Below are 20,480 nucleotides of genomic sequence, written 5' to 3' on the forward strand. Positions count from 1 at the left end.
TCTGCGTTAATACAGCTGCTTCTCCATTACTACAGATGTAATTTCAAAACCTAAAGGGTGCACCCATAAGATTTCTTCTTTAGCCACAAAACCTAGGCGTTGATAAAATTTAACTGCATTTAAAGAGGAAGAGAGCGTTAGCTGCTTAACGCCTGCGCGCTTAGCTACCAACAGCAGCTCGCGAGCAATGAGCTTTCCATAACCTCTACCTGCGCAATCAGGAGTAACAAAAAGTGCTTCAAGACGAGATTGCTGAATATCGACAAAGCCAAAAGCCAATAGCTCATTTTGTACCTCAAAGACCAATGCGCCATGGTGCACTAATAGATCAGCAAATCCATTAGGCATAGGCGCACTTGACCAGCTAGCTACTATCTCGTGACTATAATGGCTGCTGCAACTCCTCAATATCGCCTGGGTTCTTATCTGCCACACGCGACTAACATCTGCCGTGGTCGCTTTTCTTATCATATATCCTCCACTCTACAGAGTTAAACCTTGATGCTAATAAGCAACATTTAAGCGGGCTGGCACTAGCTTTTATCGCTCAGTTATTGCGAATTCTATTAGCAATATATCTCTCAGAAATAAGGAGACGTTAAATGGAAACTTGAATGACTAATATATCAATCACGCTGTCTGAGTTATTAACTAATCCGTGCTCACCAAATGGCTGATTTACAATCATATCACCTTTCTTTATTAAGACATCTTTACCATTTAGCGTCATCGCACCTTGCCCTTCAAGCACGATATACATCTCTTATACCAATTGCATTAAGTATTTGGCCAGTTCAGAGCCCCTCAGTCTTTTCAATTCAAAGCGCATTGGTAAAGAAATGGTTGTTCCCTTTTAAGCCAATGCAAAGCAGAAGTGGAAAGACTGAGGAACTCACGTAGTGCGGCTGAGGTTAAACAAATTGGCAAAACGCTGTATGATTCGCTATGGGATTTGGATATACGACTAAATGGTCTATTTTGTTCCATACAAAATAAGACATTCCGGCCCTCCTTGGCGGTCAGATTTAGGAGGTACGAGACCAAGGATGGTCGAAGGTAGAATAATGCAGGAGCAATTATCGAGAGCGAAGCAGGATGCCAGAGCCGAGAATAACTATTAGCTCAAATTCCACTACTTTCCTACAGCGTTTTGAATTCCCGCTGAATGGTCAAACTTTTAATGCAATTGGTATTAATTATTAGAATGCTTATGGTAACCCACAGTCGAATTCGGGGGGAGCACCACTCTATCAATAAAATCCACATTACAGCTAAAGTCAGCGCGGCTCCAAATCTGATAAAGATCATATTGACCAGTACCATCATGGGACTTGGCAAGCGTTTGCTTGTTTGCATCAAGAAAGTTTTTGATCAACTGGATGACCTCCTTATCAATAAACGATGCTGTATTTTCAGAATGAGCAGTATTCTCGATTACGATTAACTAGCTGCTAAACAAAAAAAGGCCGAGTCATTGCTGAATTCGGCCTTAGAAAATATCAGTATGCGCTTAACTTAATTTGCAGCAACCGCTTTTGGATTACTGCCGTAGCCATTTTCATCATGGCTGTCTTGTACGTAAAAAACAATCAGTACAATGGCGCCAATCAGTGGAATAATACCAATTAGCTGCCACCAGCCACTACGGCCAGTATCATGTAACCTTCTCGCCCCGATGCTCAATGTAGGTATTAACATGCCAAGCGCGAAAACAGTGGTCAGTAACCCAATACCCAATATTGAATCAACGATTGAAACTGCGACATAAAAAATGATGTAAAATAGAAAAAACATCCAATACTCAGTTCGTCTCGCACGTCCTGAAAAATCAGCGTATTTCTTTAAAGCTCCGATAAAATAATCCATTACCTTGGACTCTCCTTGTTAGTATCAATTCCAATGCTCGATTTTTGAGCGAACTTTCCTGTCAAAATATCGGAATGTGGCTTAGCCAAGCCTCCTTTTCGATATTGCGTCAAAGTTAAATTAAATAGCGTTAATTAACAACCTTTTATATTGATAAAGACGTTCTACAACCTTGTTTAAAAACTATTCGCTAGAATCGACATGTTTGCAATGCTCATTAAGGGTATTCTGGTTTCGGTATAGTTGCTAAGCCATATGCACTAGGCGTTCTAGACGAATTCATCTGCTAATTAAGAGCAGATATACATAGCGATTACCCCGCAATTCATCTGCAAGCAGGTCAATATAATTCCAACTAAAAGCAACAATTTTGATTATTGTCGAAATCGTTAGGTGACATCACTTCTACAAGTGATAAAATGGCGCCCATTCAACTCAAATTTGGACTCTCGGTAATGCGCGTAAGCAAGTACCTGCTATCTACTCAAAAAGAAACTCCTGCCAATGCAGAAGTTATTAGTCATCAGTTAATGTTACGTGCGGGCATGATCCGTCGTAATGCATCTGGCTTATACAGCTGGTTGCCGACAGGTTTACGTGTTTTACGTAAAATCGAAGCGATTGTTCGCGAAGAGATGAACAAGGCGGGTTCGGTTGAAATTTTAATGCCAATGGTGCAACCAGCTGATCTTTGGCAAGAGACTGGACGCTTTGACAAGTTTGGTCCAGAACTACTGCGCTTCCAAGACCGTCACAACCGTGACTTCGTCTTGGGCCCGACTCACGAAGAAGTCATCACCGACATCGTGCGTAAAGAGGTTAACTCTTACAAACAGTTACCACTAAACCTATACCAAATTCAGACTAAATTCCGTGACGAAGTTCGTCCACGCTTTGGCGTGATGCGCTCGCGCGAATTTTTGATGAAAGATGCATACTCTTTCCACCTAGAGCAAGAGTGCATGGATGAAACCTATGAGGCTATGTTCCAGGCTTATAACAACATCCTTACTCGCTTAGGCTTATCATTCCGCCCAGTAATGGCTGATACGGGCTCTATTGGTGGCAGCTTGTCACACGAGTTCCACGTACTGGCTAACAGCGGTGAAGACTTAATCGCTTACTCTACCGAAAGTGATTACGCCGCTAACATTGAAAAATGTGAAGCGCCGATGCCGACTGAAACACGTCAAGCTGCAACTAGCGAAATGACTTTAGTCGATACGCCAAATGCCAAGACCATTGCAGAGCTCGTTGAGCAGCACGATATTGCGATTGAAAAAACCGTTAAGACCTTAATCGTTAAAGGCGCAACTGAAGAAGCGCCTTTGGTTGCATTGGTTATTCGAGGCGACCACGACCTTAACGAAGTCAAAGCTGAAAAGATTGAAGCGGTTCTTGCTCCTTTCGAATTTGCTGATGATGCTGATATTCGTAAAGCCATTGGTGCAGGTCCAGGCTCTATCGGCCCTGTAGGCCTTAACATTCCAGTTTTCGTGGATCACGGCGTAGCAGTAATGAGTGACTTTGGCGCGGGTGCTAACCAAGACGACAAGCACTACTTCGGCATTAACTGGGAGCGCGACTTACCAAGCGCACCAGCATTCGATTTACGTAATATCATCGAAGGTGAAGCTAGCCCTTGTGGTAAAGGCACTATCGCACTGCTTCGTGGTATCGAAGTGGGTCATATTTTCCAGCTTGGTAGCAACTACTCAGAAGCGATGCACGCTAACGTACTTGACCAAAATGGCAAGTCTAAAACGCTACTTATGGGTTGCTACGGTGTGGGTGTTAGCCGCATGGTTGCTGCAGCTATTGAGCAAAACCATGATGATCGCGGTATTATCTGGCCAGAAGCTATCGCGCCATTCCAAGTTGGCATTTTGCCAATGAACATGCATAAGTCTCACCGGGTTAAAGATATGGCTGAACAGCTATATCAAGATCTAACTGATGCAGGCATGGAAGTCTTGTTTGATGACCGTAAAGAGCGTGCGGGTGTGATGTTTGCGGATATGGAACTTGTAGGCTTACCAAATGTTGTGGTTATCGGTGACCGTAACATTGATAACGGCGTATTCGAATATAAGAATCGTCGCACTGGTGAGAAGCAAGATGTTCCATTCGATCAAATTGTTGAGTTCTTAAAGGCGCAACAAGCTTAATCCAACAATGAGCCGCTCTTGTCGTTAAACGCTAAGATGCAAAAATAGATAAACGCCGATGGTAAACCATCGGCGTTTTTGTTTTTCCTCCACCGCTCTAGCGCCGATCTTCAATCACAATGCCATCTTTAGGCAGACTACCTAGAGGCTCGATACTCACCTCAGCAGACAACTGTGTCACTGCACGTATGGTTTGTTTAATGGCACTGACATCCACGCTATTTAACGCTGTCTCCGCCACCTCACACAACAAACACATTTTATCGTTATCATTATCTCGACTAACAACCATTCGTAAACGCTGGATTATATTGTGCTGCACTCTTATCTGTTCAACTTGCTCGGGGTGCACAAACAAACCTTTTACTTTAGTGGTTTGATCTGCACGGCCAAGCCAACCTTTAATGCGTATATTACTGCGACCACATGTGCTTGAACCTTCTAGCTGAGCAGATAGATCTCCTGTCGCAAATCGAATCAAAGGATAACTAGGATTGAAGCTAGTGATAACAACTTCGCCCACCTCGCCCACATCTACTGGCATTAGCGTACCGGGTCTTACCAACTCTAAAATAATATCTTCAGCGACAATAAGCCCGTCATCACTGCTTTCAAATGCTATCAATCCTATATCTGCAGTGGCATAAGCCTGCTTGACTTCAATATCGGCTTCGATAAATGCAGACTTTAACGACGGCGTTAGCGCTTCCCCCGTCACTAATGCTTTTTTAAATGGCAGATTCTGTTGCCGATCTTTGGCTTTATCCAACAGGATTTTCAAAAAAGACGGTGTACCGCAATAACCATTAGGCTTGAGGTTTTTAGCCATATCGAGCTGTAACTCAGTTTGGCCTGGACCCGCCGGGATCACACTACAACCACAAGCTCTGGCGCCGGAATCCATAATGAAGCCACCGGGTGTAAGATGATAAGACAAGCAGTTTTGAACCATATCACCCTCTCTAAAACCTGCAGCAAAGAAGGCTTGTCCCATGCGCCACCAATCATGCTCATCAGTCTCAGGTTCGTAGATAGGCCCCGGTGATTGAAACACTCTCCCAATATTCACCATATTAGGCACCATACCAGCAAATGGCATAGCTGCCGCTTGTAGCTTGATTAAGTCCGATTTACGGGTGATAGGCAGCGAGGCCAAGCTCGCTCTGCTATCTATTTGGCTGACATCGATGTCAGCAAACAGTTGTTGATAGTAAACTGATGAATCCTTAGCAAAGCTTAAAAAATCACTTAAGCCTGATAGCAATGTTGATTCTCTCAGCGCCATCGACTGCTGCTCTTGAGCACAATAAAAAGACATAGACGAGACTCCTTTACAACCAACGTTTACGGCGTTTATACGACTTTAAATTTTTGAAGCTTTTACGCTTTTCGTTACCACCACCGAGATAAAACTCCTTCACATCTTCGTTGTTTAATAGTTGCTCCTTACTACCATCTAGCACTATCTTGCCCGACTCCATAATGTAGCCGTAATTAGCCGCCTTTAGTGCATAGTTGGCATTTTGCTCCACCAGCAACATAGTGATCCCTTGGTCCCGATTGATCTTTTCAATGATGCCAAACACCTCTTTAACCAGCAGTGGTGATAACCCCATTGACGGCTCATCCAAGCAGATCATTTTCGGCCTCGCCATTAAAGCTCTGCCTATGGCAAGCATTTGCTGCTCCCCACCCGATAAATATCCCGCCAACCCCGTACGTTCCTTTAGGCGAGGGAAATAGTTAAATACCATGTCGATATCTTGATTAACTTGGCCATCATTACGGGTATAAGCGCCTAGTTTTAAGTTTTCAATAACACTCATATCTTCAACAATACGCCGACCTTCCATGACCTGAAACAAACCGGAACGCACCACATCTTCTGCATTTTTAACGTCAATTCTCTCGCCCATGAAATGAATATCACCGCGAGATACTTCGCCATTTTCTGTTTTCAGTAATCCAGATATCGCTTTCAAGGTGGTTGATTTTCCCGCACCATTTGGCCCCAACAACGTCACTATCTCACCTTGAGGAACATCAATACTCACCCCACGTAAAACTTGAATAACATCGTCATAGACCACTTCAATGTTATTAATTGACAACAGTGGGCTCTCAGGCTTTAACTGCACAGCTTGTGACATAACAACTCCAACTTTAATGTTATTACCTAGCAGATAATCGCTCACCCACTAGGCTGGTATCCCGTTTAAGATTAGTAAGCAAAATTTTGCAAGCGAAGCTTAGTAACCTAACCAATCAACACGGCGTTCCAGTGTCACCTGATTCACTTTTTCAACTCGCACATCACCACCATTAAAGTTACCTTTATAGATGTTGACTTGGTTAATACCGCGATGATCTTCAGGTGTCCAAGTTGCCGCTAAACAAACCCCTTCAAGCCCTTTCGGCACCCAGTTTTTACGTGCGTACATGCCCTTTTTAACGTTCTCTCCTGTTACTCCGCCATTTGCTTTAGCCCACTCCATAGACTCTTTCATAAAGTAGGTCGAGCAAACACCGCGAATATAATGGTGCAGACGCTCTTCATCACCATCGCTATCAGACATCTTTGAGATCTCGCGAACCAGCTTCATCCCAGGCACGTCATCAGTCCAAAATGGCGTCATGGTTGGGAAAATGTAGTTTTTAACGCCCTCTCCCGCCGCCTTAAATACCAACTTGTCGCCGCCCCAGATATTCGACATAAACTGGATATCGGTACCGACGGTATTACAGGATTTTATCAATGACTGCACCGAGCCACCTAAGTTACCAATGTAGCCATAATTAGTTTTAGAGCTTTTAAGACTCAAGCACTGAGCTTTAAAGTCACCGGGCTTCATCGAAATGACCACAGGAGGCTGAACATCAAAGCCTAACTCGGTTGCGTATTCAGCACATGCAGCTTTAGGAGCGTTGGGAAAAGGATGGTTAGCGCCAATGTGAGTAAACTTGGGCTTACCTTGTCCTCCTTTGGTTTTCCAATCGTTTGCCGCCCACTGCACTAAGCCACGGCAAGAATCAGAGTAAGATGCACCGTAGAAAAAGTTATAGGGTGCTGGCTTTTTGGTCTTAGGATTCTTTCCTTCTGGGTCAGTCAAATGCCCTGAGTAAGATGCCGAAAAAACCGGTGTTTTATCTTTTGCTGCAAACGAGATTAGTGCTTCAGTATCTGCCGTTCCCCATCCTTGCATAGCCACCATATTCTTACGTGATTTCCACTTCTTATAAGAAGCGATAGCTTGCGGAACCTTGTAGGCATAATCGATAGTTTCATACTCAAGCTTAGTGCCGTCAATACCACCATGGGCATTGATATAAGCTAACGAGTCTCGAACACCATCAGCATATGGCTTACCCACAAATGCTGTTGGCCCCGACATATCAGCCAGATGGCCAACAAAAATAGTTTCCTCAGCATTGGCTGTGGTTGCTAAACAAGCAATGCTTGAGCCCAGAGCCAATTTTAAATAGTTCACTTTGCTCAATCTGTTTTTCTCGGTATTGTTATGCATTGTTATAATCCTTCAAGTGTTCAGTCAAAGTTGAAAGCTGTATACCGCTGCTGTACAGCTCGGTAAAACCAGGTTGTTAGTAAGCAAACGGGTAGAATTTCCAATAATTCTTAATTTGTGCCCAGCGATGGGCTAGCCCTTCAGGTTCAAAAATCAAAAACAGGATGATGACCAATCCAATCGCCATCTCTTTGATATAGGCAAGGCCATCAGTCACCATGGGGATATTGCCCCAGTCGGTGTACTTCATCAGCCCAACAATGCTCTCGAGCATTTCTGGCAATAACACCATAAACACCACCCCCATTAAGGTGCCTTTTATTGAGCCAAGGCCGCCAATGATCACCATTGCCAAAAATTGAATAGACATCAAAATGGTGAAGCCTTCCGCCGAAACATAACCTAAGTAGTGAGCATATAAAGCACCGCCAATACCTGCGTAAAACGAAGATATTCCAAATGACAGCAATCGATATTTGTTAAGCTTCACCCCCATAATTTCAGCAGAGAGATAGTGATCTCGCACCGCAACAAATGCCCGTCCATCACGGCTGCGCATCAAGTTACAGCCCCAGATATACATAAATACCAATGCAAATAACGCGATGTAGTAGAAGCTCTGATCGGTATCAAACTCAAAACCAAATAGATTGACTGGCGCTGCCATAGAGCCTGAAGAACCGCCAGAGAACCACTCTGCTCGAGCAAAAAAGTCCTCGATAATGAACTGCGCCGCTAAGGTCGCAATGGCAAGATACAGACCTTTAATTCTTGCTGCTGGCATTCCGAACATCATGCCAACGGCCATGGTCAAAAAGCCTGCCAGCGGAATACACAGCACCACAGGAATTTGAAAGCTAGTGTTTAACCATGCTGAGGCAAAAGCACCAAAGCCAAAGAATGCGCCATGACCTAGTGAGATCTGCCCAGTGAACCCCACCAATATATTGAGACCAAGAGCGGCAATCCCTAAGTATGAGATCTGAATAAACAGCGTTAGAAAGTAGCCATCAAGTACCAATGGCGCACCACAAGCAATGGCGATAAGCGCTATCGTCATCAGTCGGATAGTTTTAGTTTCAAATATTGTGTTGTCGGCTTTATAGCTGGTGCGGAAATCACCACACGGACGCATCGCTAAGCTAGACATAAGAACTCCTTAAACAAAAAATTGGCGATAAATAAGTAGCGTAAGACAGGTGCTTAGATGCGCTCGATGTCGCGAGTACCAAACAGGCCATAAGGCTTAAACCATAGAATGATCAACAGCACATAAAACGGCGCGATGTCGTACATGTTGCCGATATGCAGGTACTGACTATCAAAGAACTCAGCCACGTTTTCTAAAATACCAATGGTAATGCCACCGACTATTGCGCCGACTATTGAGTCGAGGCCACCGAGAATAACCGCAGGAAAGACCTTGATGCCGATAGAGGAGAGAGAGTCTGAGACACCATTCACCATGCCGATCACTACACCTGCGGTTGCAGACACTGTCGCTGCAATTCCCCAACTCATGGCGAAAACTTGTTTCACTGATATTCCCAAACTTTGCGCAACTTGCTGGTCAAACGCTGTCGCCCGCATTGCCAAGCCATGTTTTGAATATTTAAAGAACAAGAAAAAACTGACCATAATAATGAGCGCAATCACGGTACTCATTAAGTAAGCCAACTCGATATTAAGCCCAAAGATTGAGATTGATTGGGTATCGAAAACTGTTGGGTAACTCTGCGGAGAAACACCGAAGATCCACTTAGTCAAAGATTGGAAGAAGATAGATAAGCCAATCGTCACCATGATCACTGAAATAATGGGTTCACCAATCATGGGTCTAAGCACTATCATCTGTAGAAACACCCCAAACACCGCCATAAAGCAGAGTGTGAGTAAGAAGCCTAAGAAGAATGGCAACTGTAGGTAAACCAAGAGCGCCCAACAAACCCATGCGCCCACTAACAAGAACTCACCCTGGGCAAAGTTTACAATCTGAGTCGACTTGTACACTAAAACAAAGCACATCCCCACTACGCCGTATAACAGGCCAACAATCACCCCGTTGATGATAAGTTGCAGTAACAGTTCAAAATTCATGATGCTCTCCTTTGAGAAATACTGCTTTGAGTAGCCACTGAAGATTCAATCACAGTTGCCACCTTCAGTTGGGTTTGAATGCGCGATTGACTGCCATCTTGGAAGGTAATGACGGTATCGATATCAACATGGGATTTATCGCTATAGAGTGACTCGATAATGTCAGCGTATTTATCAGCAATAACACCTCGGCGAACTTTACGGGTACGAGTCAGTTCGCCGTCATCTGCATCAAGCTCTTTGTATAACAAAATGAATTTATTGATCTTCTGTGCATCGGGCAGCGATTGATTGACTATTTCCACCTCTTTAGTCAGTTGCTCATAAACCTCTGGCAACGTTGACAGGTTGGTGTAGTTGGTAAATGCCAGTCCTTGCTGTTCCGCCCACTTAGCGACAATACTGAAACGAATACAAAGAATGGCTGATAGAAACGGCTTATCTTTGCCTAAAATCACAGCTTCACCGATGAACGAAGAGAACTTGAGCTTGTTTTCAATATATTGTGGCGAGTACTGGATCCCATGGCTGGTTTTGGCCAGATCCTTAATACGGTCGATGACCACCAAATGCCCCGATGACTTGAAATAGCCCGCATCTCCAGTATGCATCCAGCCATCTTTAACATCTTCATCAAAGGCCGCTTGGTCACCAAGATAACCATTAAACATACCCACCGTTTTGGCGATAACCTCCCCAACACCTTCGCTGTCAGTATTAATCACCTGCAACTGGGCGGTATCAAAAGCAACACCAACACTGTCATAGTCAACATCATCCTGATGGTGAATGGTGTAAGCACCGCACATCTCGGTTTGACCGTATAGTTGGCGCAGTGGCACCCCAATACTCTGGAAGAACTTGAAGGTATCCGGGCCCATAGCTGCGCCACCAGTAGCTGCAGATTTTAGAAATGAAAAACCCAGCCTATCGCGCAGCGCTTTCATTAACAGGACATCCGCCAACGTCGATCGCTTACCTTGAGCAAGCGCTGTTTCTGCGCGTTTCATCGCAAACTCAAATAGTTTTTTCTTCAGTGGCGTAGAGTCCATCATCCGCGCTTGAACGTCGGCTAAAATCCCTTCCCACACTCTCGGCGCGAGTAATACAAAGCTTGGGCCGATTTCACGAAGATCAGCCATCATAGTCTCTTGCTCTTCTACAAAGTTAACTATCTGTCTGGCAATCAGTGCTTGGCCGACGGCATAGACCTGCTCCATTATCCAAGGCAGAGGCAGTACCGATACATAGTTGTCGCCAGGCATTCTTGGATCGGCACGCAAGTATGAGCAGCAGTGGTCAATAAACTTACTGCCCTGCAACAATACAATTTTGGGTTTTGAGGTCGTGCCAGATGTGGTGCAGTAGATGGCAATATTGTCAGCTTTGCCTGCATCGACTAGCTCGTCATAAGCGGTTGGATTTTGTTTATCAAGCTGCTGACCACTCTTGTAAATATCTTCGATATTTATCAATCGCGGGTCGTCGTACTTACGCATCCCTCGAGGATCGCAATAGACGATGTATTTTACTGATGGGATCTGATCACCAAGCTCAAGTAACTTGTCACACTGCTCCTCATCTTCAGCAATCACCACCTGCGCATTACTGCGGTTAAGCAGGTATGCCACCTCTTCATGCAGCGAGTCTTGATAGATCCCCAAAGAGAAACAACATAAAGCATGGGCTGCAACTTCGCCCCAAATCCACTCTGGTCGGTTGTCGCCCAATAGCGCGATGGTTGTTTCAGCTTCAATGCCCAAATCACGCAGAGTTAATGACAGCCATTTAACGCGGTTGTGGTAATCAAGCCAGCTAAACTCGCTCCAAATGCCAAACTCTTTTTCACGCATGGCAATATCATCACTCCATAAGAGCGCGTTGTGTCGCAATATTTTGGGAAAGGTATCCATATCACCCATATCAAAACGTTCTGCAGCACCTTCATTTGCAGTTTTCATTAACCCACCTCCTGCAGCTGCTCATTATCATCTAGGCCTAAGTAAGCTTGCCTAACATGTTCGTTTGCCATAACTTCGTCAGGTAAACCGCTAACTAGTTTCTTACCAAAATCGAGTACCATCACTTCATGAGAAATATCCATAACCACTCCCATATCGTGCTCAATCATCACCACAGTAATGCCAAACTCTTCGTTGAGATCTAAGATATAGCGCGCCATATCTTCCTTCTCTTCTAGGTTCATGCCCGCCATGGGTTCATCAAGTAGGATTAGTTTGGGATTTAGCGCGATGGCCCGAGCCAGTTCGACCCGTTTACGCAAACCGTAAGACAGAGTGCCTGCAATTGACTTTCGCACATGAGAGATATCGAGAAAATCGATTATCTCTTCAACTTGGCGCCTATGTTTAAGCTCCTCTTTTTGCGCAGGAGAAGCCCAGTAAAGCGGCCCAGTTAACCAGTTATTTTTCATCTGGTGATGACGGCCAACCATGATGTTGTCGAGAACTGACATATGACCGAATAGCGCTAGATTTTGGAATGTTCGACCAATGCCTAAATCGGCACGGTCATTTGGTCGCATGTGGGTGACTTCTTGGTCATCAAAATGAATGGAGCCTTCATAGGGACGATAGCGACCGGAGATACAGTTAAGCATCGAGGTTTTACCTGCACCGTTAGGCCCAATAATCGAAAACACCGACCCTTTTTCAACTTCAAAACTGACATCTGTTAGCGCTTTTACGCCACCAAATGCTAAGGAAATCTGTTCAACTTTTAAGATTTTATCTACCACACCCATACTCCTTTACACTGCAACAGCGCTCAGTTTCTCGCACTTACTGTCACTAAGTACTTACTTCTAACGACTGTCATGGGTAACCTATAACGAAATATAACAAGACCCGTTCACACTCAAGCGGCAGCAGGGATTTCCCTGCCACCAACAACAATTACAGTGCGTAGCGGAAAGAGAGTTGTGCATAGTCGGAGTCGACATCTTGATCGCCAATTTCAAAGTTACCCACCTCAAAACCAATCGCTAAATGCGGAGTGAGGTTTTGGAAAAGGTTAACACTCCATTGGCTACGCTCGGCATTGCCAATGTCTGTTTCTACTCGACCATAAAGCGCGGTACTTCTTAGGGTATCGGTCCAAAAATGGCGGTAAGCGGCTAGATAAGATGTAGTGCTTTCAACTTCCTCACCAACCAAATCGCGCGCGACACCAATACCGACATAACGACCCACTTCGCCTTGGTGGAATTGGAAACGCAGATCATCTTTACCGAAAGTTTTAATGCGCCCAGCAATAGAGCCACCAAATGCCGTTTCACTATTGCCTAGATCAGTATTTAGGCTACGACCAAGCGCAGATATTGAGATATCACCCCAGTCACCTTTAAAGTTATAACGGGCAACTACATCGGGTAGATCATCATTTGCCGTATCTCCACCTACACTTTCAGGATTTTCTATTGAGAATTGAAAGCCACCTATGTCGTAACGAATTTGACCTTGACGAATAAAGGCCAAACCCACCGTTGCACCTGCAAAGTCAGCTGTTTCTGGAATCGCGCTAGTATTCATAAAGGTGGTCCAAGTTTGACCTGCCGTTAGCCCTTCATATTTAATAAAAGCATGACGTATTCTTGGATTTGCAGAGTTGGAAACAACCTGGTTGCCACCACCTCCAAGAAAGTCCATTTCAATAAAGCCCATCACATCGCCGTGGACATATTTAGTGTTAAAGCGTGTTTCGTTAGCAAAAATTCTAAATTGAGAAGCACTCGCCTCAAGCGGCGTGCCAGTGCCAATCCAAAAGTCACGGTAACCAACATCACCGCTGACATAACGCGCATCGACTTTGATGTAACCACCAAATGTTAATTTGCCATCTTCGCCAACTTCAAAGTCATAACCGGCAGCCGCTGAACTGGCGAGCAAACACAACGAACCTGCTAATGTGATTTTTTTTATTTTAGAAATGAGCATCTTTTATCCCCTTTAATGTCTGCACTCAAGATGCAGAATTAAAAGTATTAGCTCAATTGTGTAATGGTATTAGTGCAGCAGTATTAATACGTTAGGCGCAATACTAGCGAACTAGCCACAAGGGATTAACCACAACGGATTAAGACTTAAGTCGATAGCTTTCAGTGCTCTTAAAAAGTGAAAATGTGATATGTTAATTTCTATAACAATTAAGGGGAACTTCGCTTATTCGGCGGGTATTTCCCAATAAAAAGGTGTGACTACAGCATGTTTCCTAATTGGCTATTGGTGACGATCAGTATTAGCTATATTGGTTTGCTATTTCTGATGGCATTTCTGGGTGATAAATATCGAGAAAAGCTTTTTAAACAGCAACATACAATTATATATTCACTATCTCTGGGCGTTTATTGCACCTCTTGGGGATTTCTAGGTACTGCCGGACAGGCAGCCAGTAACTCTTTCTCTTACCTGCCTGTTTATATTGCCCCAATTTTACTTTTTATGTTTGCTTGGCCTTTTATTCAACGCATTATCCGTGTTTGTCTTAAGCTCAATATCACCTCGATTGCCGATCTACTTGCCGCAAGGTTTGGCAAGTCACAGCTGTTGGCGACGGTAGTGACCTTTGTCGCTCTGTTTGGCACCTTGCCTTACATCGCACTACAACTAAAAGCCATTGTTAACTCCTATGAAATTTTAAGACAAGACCACCTACTCTCCTCTTGGCAGCTAGGTTTAGTGGTGAGTCTTATATTGGCCGGTTTTACCATCATTTTTGGTGTGAGAGCCATTGATGTCACTGAGCGTCATCCTGGGATGATGCTAGCCATCGCCTTTGAATCTTTCGTCAAGCTCATCGCCTATCTCACGATTGGAGTTTTTGTGTCATTTTTTCTATTTGACTCTCCAATGGATATCTGGCGCCAAGCTAATGAAACGCTACCTGTATCGACTGAGTTTACTTACCCCAATATGGTGTCGATGTTTGGTTTACTCTTTATTGTTATGTCGGCATTTCTCTGTCTACCACGTCAGTTTCAAGTACTCATAGTTGAATTAAAAGATCAAAAACATGCGCTGTGGAGTCGTTGGACATTCCCAATTTACATCTTAGTCTTTGCCTTTTTTGCAATGCCTCTGGGGCAAGCCGGCAACATACTCTATGGCGATTCACTGCAAAGTGATGCCTATGTGCTATTTCTTCCTGCCTTTAGTGGTGACGCTTGGTTAGGGCTATTTAGTTTTCTCGGCGCAATATCAGCGGCAAGCTCTATGGTTATCATTTCAACCATTGCATTAAGCACTATGTTAAGCAATGAGGTGGTTTTCCCTACTCTTTTCAAAGTCACCAATATTCAGAGCACCGATTTTCATAAGTTTCGTTCTCACTTATTGAACATACGCAAAGGATTAATCCTGTTTGTAATCTTCTTAAGTTACGGCATGTTTCTGCTTGCTCCCCCCGATACGCTAGCGTCATTAGGAGAGGTAGCATTTGGTGCAATAGCCCAGATTGGCCCTGCACTGTTCGCTGCCTTTTTGTGGCGACGAGTAACCTTAATCGGTGTGCTCGCAGGAATAAGCAGTGGCTTTTCACTGTGGTTGTCCCTGAACCTATTTCCGCAGCTAGGAGTGTATCCTCATCCGTTTGCAGGCAGCGAGTACTCAATGACCACCATGGCTACCTTGGTAGGTTTGTTTGCCAATTTCACGATGATCTGGTTAGTTTCATCATTTACTCGCCAAAGTGTGCACGAGCAGATGCAAATCGCGCATTTTATCGAGCGCCCTGATCTTGCAAAATTACAACCAGCCCTGCCTAAATATATTAACCCTACAGAGTTAGAGCTGCTGGTTGCACGCTTTATCGGCCAAGAAAAAGCCGCCCAAGGGTTCCATGCCTTTTTCTCAACGCAGGGGCCTATATCAGACAAAGCTTCTCATAACCAAGCTCTAACTTTCTATACAGAGAATATGTTGGCTAGTGTGATGGGGTCAGCCTCTGCTCGTTTAGTGATATCTTGCGCCCTTAATGGCCGAGATATTGCGATTGAAGATGTGGCACAGCTAGTTGAAGAAGCCTCTAGCCATCGCACTGAATTTAGTCGCAGCGTACTGCACAGTGCGATAGAAAATGCCAGTGAAGGGATCTCTGTGATCGACAAGGATTTGAATTTAGTCGCTTGGAATCAACACTATTTAAATCTATTTAGCTATCCCGATGACCTCGTCTATATTGGCTGCCCAGTCAAGCAACTTATTGAATTTAACTTAAGTCATGCCTACCCATTACAACATGATTTAGTCCAACAAGTTGAACGACGTTTAGCTTACCTTCGTCAAGGTAGCCGACACAGTACAGAGCGAGTTCAGCCTGACGGCAAAACGATTAGAATCGAAGGAAACCCCATTCCCGATGGCGGTTTTGTAATGATATTTTCTGATATCACCATGTATCGTGAAGCGGAAAAGCTACTTAAGGAGCAAAACCTAGATCTTGAAGCTAGGGTTTACGAGCGTACGAAAAAGCTCGAACAAGCGAACTTAAGCCTAGAGCATACCAATCAAGAGCTGGCGGTGGCGCTGCAAAAGGTTGAACAAGCCCACCAGAAAAAGAGTCAATACCTAAAGGCCTGTAGTCATGATCTACTGCAGCCACTCTCTGCCGCAAGGTTATTTTCATCTGCATTTTTACAAGACAGCCAACTCACCAGTAAGCAACAACAGCAGATAGGTTATATCGATAACTCATTGCAAGTTGCCAATGAACTGCTGCTCGACTTGAACGAAATATCACGCATAGAAAGTGGCACCATCATTCCGGAGATCACCGAGTTTGCCCTGCAAGAAGTCATTGACTCACTCGTTGACGAATTTGGCGCCATAGCTGCAACGTCCAGTGTAAAATTCAAATTTATTAACACTCAGCTTTGGGTTAAAAGTGACAAAGTGCTATTGCGACGTATTTTGCAAAACCTGATCAGCAATGCCTTTAGATACGCAGGCAAAGGCAAAATACTACTTGGATATCGCCGTCATGAAGATGGTATATCTATTCAGGTGGTTGATGATGGACCAGGGATCCCCAAAGAGAAGCAAAAAGTGATATTTGAGCAGTTTACTAGGCTACAGCACTCAGGGCACGACGGCGTTAATGGACTCGGTTTAGGGCTGAATATTTCACAAGGGCTTGCCTCACTGCTTAACCATCAACTGACGTTATCATCAAAGGAGGAGCATGGCAGTATATTCAGTTTGCGTCTCACAACGGTTCAGCCTCAACAGCTTGCACCTAAAGCGCCGGTAGACATTCTGACTCTTAACGGAGTACACGTGTTGTGCGTTGATAACGACCCCAACGTACTCACCGGTATGGTGCAACTACTTCATGGTTGGAACTGCCGCGTTTATCAAGCATCATCAGCTCAGCAAGCAAAACAGGAGTTTGCTAAACATGCGCACAAGATTGATATTGTGTTGATGGATTATCAGCTTGAAGATGACCTAAATGGCCTCGATTTGATGCAAGAGCTTCAGCAGCAAACAGACTTACCACTACCAGGCATATTGATAACGGCAACTATTGATGAAAACGTGGTAAATAGGGCAAAAGATCTAGGCTATGGATATCTACGTAAGATTATCAAACCTATCGCATTGAGAGCGGTAATGAGTGCGACGTTGGCCAAAAACCTTCGTAGTAACTATGCAACAAGTAAAACATCGAAATACACTGCAGAAGAGGAACTGTAAGTCATAGTGCCAACCTAGATAAAGGTTAACACTATGATTTATATATAAAATCAAGCGGTGAGAGGTGTTTTCTCTAGTTGCAACTCGTTCATCGCAATCACAGCTTGAGTGCGGGTATGCACACCCAGTTTTAAAAAGATTGCACTTGCGTGAGCCTTAATCGTCGCTTCAGAAAGACCTAATTCGTAGGCGATTTGCTTATTGAGTAAACCGTCGGCAAACATCATTAAAATACTATGTTGCCTTGGAGAAAGGCTGACAATCTTACTGGTCATGCTGTCGGCTTCTATCGCTTCAAAATTATCGCACCCCGCAGGTACCCATTGCTGACCTGCCAATACCGACTTAATAGCGCTCACCATTACCTCAACAGCTGTCGATTTAGGAATAAATCCTGCAGCACCGAACGACATACTCTTACTGACGGTGACTTTGTCTTCTTGCCCCGAGATAACAACAACCCCCATTTGCGCATGGCAATTGCGAATACTGACTAAGGTATTAAACCCATGTGCTTTTGGAATATTAAGATCCAACAGCAACAGATCGGCATCATGTCGCTTCAATACTTCATCTAGTTCTGCAACTGACTCCGCTTCAAACAAACTCACATTTTCAAAATGAGTGGTTAAGATGTTGACCAACGCTTGTCGAAATAATGGATGGTCATCAGCTATTATTATTTTTAGTGGCTGTAACATGTTTGATCCCTCATATGTACATGTTTTTAGTCTACTCCATTGCCTTTTATTATCAACTAGCCACAATTGCTCTCTTGTTTATTGAATTGCTTATTTAACACTTTCATTACAAGTAGATAGCCTGTTCGAATGCTCAAAAAGTCTAATAACTAAGCGCTACTACATAGACTTATTAACTAGGTCAGACATTAAGTTTTTATGTTAGATAAAACCTCACACAGACAAAATAGACAAACAAACAACCCCAAGTGTATAAAATGCAAACTTCACGGTACTAAATGACAGCAGACTGAACCGCCTTAAATAACTCAACACTAATTTGGGTTTTAGACTTGTACATAAAGCGACTCTCACATATTCTGAATTTAGCGCTAGTTTTGAATAAGTTCTATTTTTCAATTGATAAGGAACGCCAATTTGCCAGATAAAATAGCATTAGTGTTGGGCGGCGGTGGTGCAAGAGCGGCGTACCAAATAGGCGTCCTTAAAGCTATCGTACAGTTTTACCCCCGTAATCATGGGATCCCTTTCAAGATCGTTTGTGGAACTTCAGCTGGCGCCATTAACGCAACCTCCATTGCCACTCACGCCTCATGCTTTCATTTGGGTGTACGTAAATTGGAATGGGTCTGGCGCCATATTCATGCTAAAAAAGTCTATCAAGCCTCAATTGGAGGCGTACTCAAACATTTAAGCAAAATGGCGTTAAAAGGGGTGCAAAGCGATGGCGCTTCAAGCAGTGCAGGAAGTTTGTTTAACAGTGAACCATTACGAGGGCTTCTGAGTGACTTGATAAGTTTTGAACGCATAGGCCGTAACATTAGCAGCGGTGCACTTGATGCTGTTAGCTTAGATACCTCCTGCTATAACAACTCTCGTTCAGTGACCTTCTTTCAAGGCAATCCACTTATCGAAAACTGGCAGCGCGCTCGTCGTTGCGGCCAACGAACTCGTTTAAATACCGATCACCTATTGGCAAGTTCAGCCATTCCGTTAATATTCCCATCAGTGAGACTCAATCAAGAATATTATGGCGATGGTTCAGTACATCAACTGGCACCACTGAGTAGCCCAATTCATCTTGGTGCCGACAAAATTATGGTGATCAATTTAGAGAGCCCCCATAAAGCACAACCTAGAGAACTTGAGCATCACCCGAAAACAGCAACTATTGCCGGGCATCTACTCGATACCATATTTTCAGATACCTTAAACAGCGATCTTGAACGACTTGAGCGGATAAACAGTACTTTATCGCTGATCCCTGAAGAAAGCCGTAAAACCCTGCCGTTAAAGCAGATTGAAACACTGGTGATTAAGCCCAGTGAGGATTTGAGCGTCATCGCTTCACGCTACTTTCAAGATATGCCATTTGCAATCAGGATGATGATGAAGGCGCTGGGGATCAATGAGCATTCAGACTCGAGTGTTGGCTCATATCTGTTATTTGAACAAGGGTACTGTAGCGCGTTAATAGAGCTAGGTTACCAAGATGCCATGTGCCAAATTGATGAGATTAAGTCCTTTTTCAATATCCAATCTCATTAATCATCCACAGGATAAATGGCTCCCTCATTTAATGAGCGGACGGTATTGGAGAGCTATTTAACCATGATTACGTCACCAATGGTCTCAACAATACTGTCGCCCCAATGTTGGTAAATGAGTTCGCCTGGATGAAAACCATCACTGGCCATCTGCGTAGGTTGTGGCTTTAAGCCAAAACCTAACAAGGTAAAAGGTTCAGACTTGGAAAGCAGTCTCAATACCCCATTAAACTCGTCACTGCGCTTACCAAGAAACCAACGTAATGGTTGTGGCAAAGCAGGAAAACTTCCCATGGGTGGCACTTCAGTGAGGATCAGTTGGCGGCATTGAATTTCTGCTGTTAGAAACTGAATAAGCTGACGCTGCTGAGAGCTCCATTTCGCTGCTGAGATTGGACTTAGGACATCATTAACGCCTAAAGACACCACAACAATATCGAAACAAAATGGATCCTGTTGGTGCTTCTTTTTTAGCATCTTAAGTGTTTGCTCAGTGTTGGAACCTGACTTCGCCAACAGCTGCCAAGAAACGCTAAAATGAGCCGCTAGTCCAGCACTCACTGTGCCACTAAGCGCTTGTTGTTGTCGATTAACACCAACTCCGGCAGCAGCTGAGTCCCCTAACACCAATAACGAAACTTCAGGCCCAGCCCCTACTTGACCAGTGCGTTCCCCTGCAGGCTCCGGCAGCTTAGGCGTGTTCTTTTTAACCCGTAGAGCTTGAATAAACATCAATGGTAGCAGCAGTATAAAAATGATCTTGTGCAAAATAACCTCCCTATTTATAGCAATTGCAGTAAGTATTGGTTCATTCTGTGAAAATACAAAGAGAAGCACTTGAGCTTTGACTCATTTATTAACCCAA

At 44.0% G+C, this 20,480-nt stretch carries 17 protein-coding genes; 3 read left to right on the forward strand and 14 right to left on the reverse strand.

The annotated features are described in order from the left end of the window. Positions 1-6: 6 nt before the first annotated feature. From L2730_RS06460 to L2730_RS06475, 4 genes are all read right to left on the reverse strand, one after another. A complete protein-coding gene (locus L2730_RS06460) occupies positions 7-471 on the reverse strand; it encodes a GNAT family N-acetyltransferase (protein ID WP_248973839.1) in 465 nt (154 codons plus the stop codon). A 127-nt stretch (positions 472-598) separates the two neighbouring features. Then, positions 599-760, reverse strand: a complete 162-nt coding sequence (locus L2730_RS06465; RefSeq protein WP_248973840.1) for a cupin domain-containing protein — start codon at positions 758-760, stop codon at positions 599-601. A 432-nt stretch (positions 761-1,192) separates the two neighbouring features. Beyond that, positions 1,193-1,375, reverse strand: coding sequence for a hypothetical protein (locus L2730_RS06470; protein ID WP_248973841.1), 183 nt, complete (start codon positions 1,373-1,375; stop codon positions 1,193-1,195). 140 nt (positions 1,376-1,515) lie between these two features. Then, positions 1,516-1,866, reverse strand: coding sequence for a DUF805 domain-containing protein (locus L2730_RS06475; RefSeq protein ID WP_248973842.1), 351 nt, complete (start codon positions 1,864-1,866; stop codon positions 1,516-1,518). A gap of 455 nt (positions 1,867-2,321) precedes the next feature. Here L2730_RS06475 and L2730_RS06480 point away from each other — a divergent pair, with 455 nt between their 5' ends. Further along, positions 2,322-4,034, forward strand: a complete 1,713-nt coding sequence (locus L2730_RS06480; RefSeq protein ID WP_248973843.1) for a proline--tRNA ligase — start codon at positions 2,322-2,324, stop codon at positions 4,032-4,034. Between the two features lie 97 nt (positions 4,035-4,131). Here the strand turns inward: L2730_RS06480 and L2730_RS06485 are convergent, their stop codons facing one another. From L2730_RS06485 to L2730_RS06520, 8 genes are all read right to left on the reverse strand, one after another. Beyond that, on the reverse strand, positions 4,132-5,352 hold the full coding sequence (locus L2730_RS06485) for a phenylacetate--CoA ligase family protein (RefSeq protein ID WP_248973844.1): 1,221 nt from the start codon (positions 5,350-5,352) through the stop codon (positions 4,132-4,134). 13 nt (positions 5,353-5,365) lie between these two features. Further along, the gene (locus L2730_RS06490) at positions 5,366-6,184 is read right to left on the reverse strand and encodes an ABC transporter ATP-binding protein (RefSeq protein WP_248973845.1); all 819 of its coding nucleotides are present in this window, start codon (positions 6,182-6,184) and stop codon (positions 5,366-5,368) included. 99 nt (positions 6,185-6,283) lie between these two features. Continuing rightward, on the reverse strand, positions 6,284-7,558 hold the full coding sequence (locus L2730_RS06495; RefSeq protein WP_248973846.1) for an ABC transporter substrate-binding protein: 1,275 nt from the start codon (positions 7,556-7,558) through the stop codon (positions 6,284-6,286). Positions 7,559-7,634: 76 nt separating this feature from the next. After that, a complete protein-coding gene (locus tag L2730_RS06500; protein WP_248973847.1) occupies positions 7,635-8,708 on the reverse strand; it encodes a branched-chain amino acid ABC transporter permease in 1,074 nt (357 codons plus the stop codon). 53 nt (positions 8,709-8,761) lie between these two features. Then, complete coding sequence (locus L2730_RS06505; protein WP_248973848.1) at positions 8,762-9,655, reverse strand: branched-chain amino acid ABC transporter permease; 894 nt, start codon at positions 9,653-9,655, stop codon at positions 8,762-8,764. Beyond that, positions 9,652-11,616 (reverse strand): long-chain fatty acid--CoA ligase, encoded by a 1,965-nt coding sequence (locus L2730_RS06510; protein ID WP_248973849.1) that lies wholly within the window; start codon positions 11,614-11,616, stop codon positions 9,652-9,654. The genes L2730_RS06505 and L2730_RS06510 overlap by 4 nt, the downstream gene beginning before the upstream one ends. Further along, complete coding sequence (locus L2730_RS06515; RefSeq protein ID WP_248973850.1) at positions 11,616-12,413, reverse strand: ABC transporter ATP-binding protein; 798 nt, start codon at positions 12,411-12,413, stop codon at positions 11,616-11,618. Before L2730_RS06515 ends, L2730_RS06510 begins: the two co-directional genes overlap by 1 nt. Positions 12,414-12,570: 157 nt before the next feature. Further along, positions 12,571-13,611 carry a DcaP family trimeric outer membrane transporter gene (locus tag L2730_RS06520; RefSeq protein ID WP_248973851.1) on the reverse strand — a complete coding sequence of 347 codons (1,041 nt, stop codon included), beginning with the start codon at positions 13,609-13,611 and terminating at the stop codon, positions 12,571-12,573. A 267-nt stretch (positions 13,612-13,878) separates the two neighbouring features. Here L2730_RS06520 and L2730_RS06525 point away from each other — a divergent pair, with 267 nt between their 5' ends. Further along, positions 13,879-17,367, forward strand: a complete 3,489-nt coding sequence (locus L2730_RS06525; protein WP_248973852.1) for a hybrid sensor histidine kinase/response regulator — start codon at positions 13,879-13,881, stop codon at positions 17,365-17,367. Positions 17,368-17,417: 50 nt separating this feature from the next. Here the strand turns inward: L2730_RS06525 and L2730_RS06530 are convergent, their stop codons facing one another. After that, complete coding sequence (locus tag L2730_RS06530) at positions 17,418-18,068, reverse strand: response regulator (RefSeq protein ID WP_248973853.1); 651 nt, start codon at positions 18,066-18,068, stop codon at positions 17,418-17,420. A 417-nt stretch (positions 18,069-18,485) separates the two neighbouring features. Here L2730_RS06530 and L2730_RS06535 point away from each other — a divergent pair, with 417 nt between their 5' ends. Beyond that, positions 18,486-19,616, forward strand: a complete 1,131-nt coding sequence (locus L2730_RS06535) for a patatin-like phospholipase family protein (RefSeq protein WP_248973854.1) — start codon at positions 18,486-18,488, stop codon at positions 19,614-19,616. Between the two features lie 53 nt (positions 19,617-19,669). Here the strand turns inward: L2730_RS06535 and L2730_RS06540 are convergent, their stop codons facing one another. Then, on the reverse strand, positions 19,670-20,383 hold the full coding sequence (locus L2730_RS06540; protein WP_248973855.1) for an SGNH/GDSL hydrolase family protein: 714 nt from the start codon (positions 20,381-20,383) through the stop codon (positions 19,670-19,672). Between the last annotated feature and the right edge of the window lie 97 nt (positions 20,384-20,480).

The organism is Shewanella kaireitica (genome assembly GCF_023284045.1).
Classification (GTDB): domain Bacteria; phylum Pseudomonadota; class Gammaproteobacteria; order Enterobacterales; family Shewanellaceae; genus Shewanella; species Shewanella kaireitica.

Coding starts and splice junctions, on each gene's coding strand:
- L2730_RS06460 (WP_248973839.1), bottom strand. CDS start 471: ATGATAAGAAAAGCGACCACGGCAGATGTTAGTCGCGTGTGGCAGATA.
- L2730_RS06465 (WP_248973840.1), bottom strand. CDS start 760: ATGTATATCGTGCTTGAAGGGCAAGGTGCGATGACGCTAAATGGTAAA.
- L2730_RS06475 (WP_248973842.1), bottom strand. CDS start 1,866: ATGGATTATTTTATCGGAGCTTTAAAGAAATACGCTGATTTTTCAGGA.
- L2730_RS06480 (WP_248973843.1), top strand. CDS start 2,322: ATGCGCGTAAGCAAGTACCTGCTATCTACTCAAAAAGAAACTCCTGCC.
- L2730_RS06485 (WP_248973844.1), bottom strand. CDS start 5,352: ATGTCTTTTTATTGTGCTCAAGAGCAGCAGTCGATGGCGCTGAGAGAA.
- L2730_RS06490 (WP_248973845.1), bottom strand. CDS start 6,184: ATGTCACAAGCTGTGCAGTTAAAGCCTGAGAGCCCACTGTTGTCAATT.
- L2730_RS06495 (WP_248973846.1), bottom strand. CDS start 7,558: ATGCATAACAATACCGAGAAAAACAGATTGAGCAAAGTGAACTATTTA.
- L2730_RS06500 (WP_248973847.1), bottom strand. CDS start 8,708: ATGTCTAGCTTAGCGATGCGTCCGTGTGGTGATTTCCGCACCAGCTAT.
- L2730_RS06505 (WP_248973848.1), bottom strand. CDS start 9,655: ATGAATTTTGAACTGTTACTGCAACTTATCATCAACGGGGTGATTGTT.
- L2730_RS06510 (WP_248973849.1), bottom strand. CDS start 11,616: ATGAAAACTGCAAATGAAGGTGCTGCAGAACGTTTTGATATGGGTGAT.
- L2730_RS06520 (WP_248973851.1), bottom strand. CDS start 13,611: ATGCTCATTTCTAAAATAAAAAAAATCACATTAGCAGGTTCGTTGTGT.
- L2730_RS06525 (WP_248973852.1), top strand. CDS start 13,879: ATGTTTCCTAATTGGCTATTGGTGACGATCAGTATTAGCTATATTGGT.
- L2730_RS06530 (WP_248973853.1), bottom strand. CDS start 18,068: ATGTTACAGCCACTAAAAATAATAATAGCTGATGACCATCCATTATTT.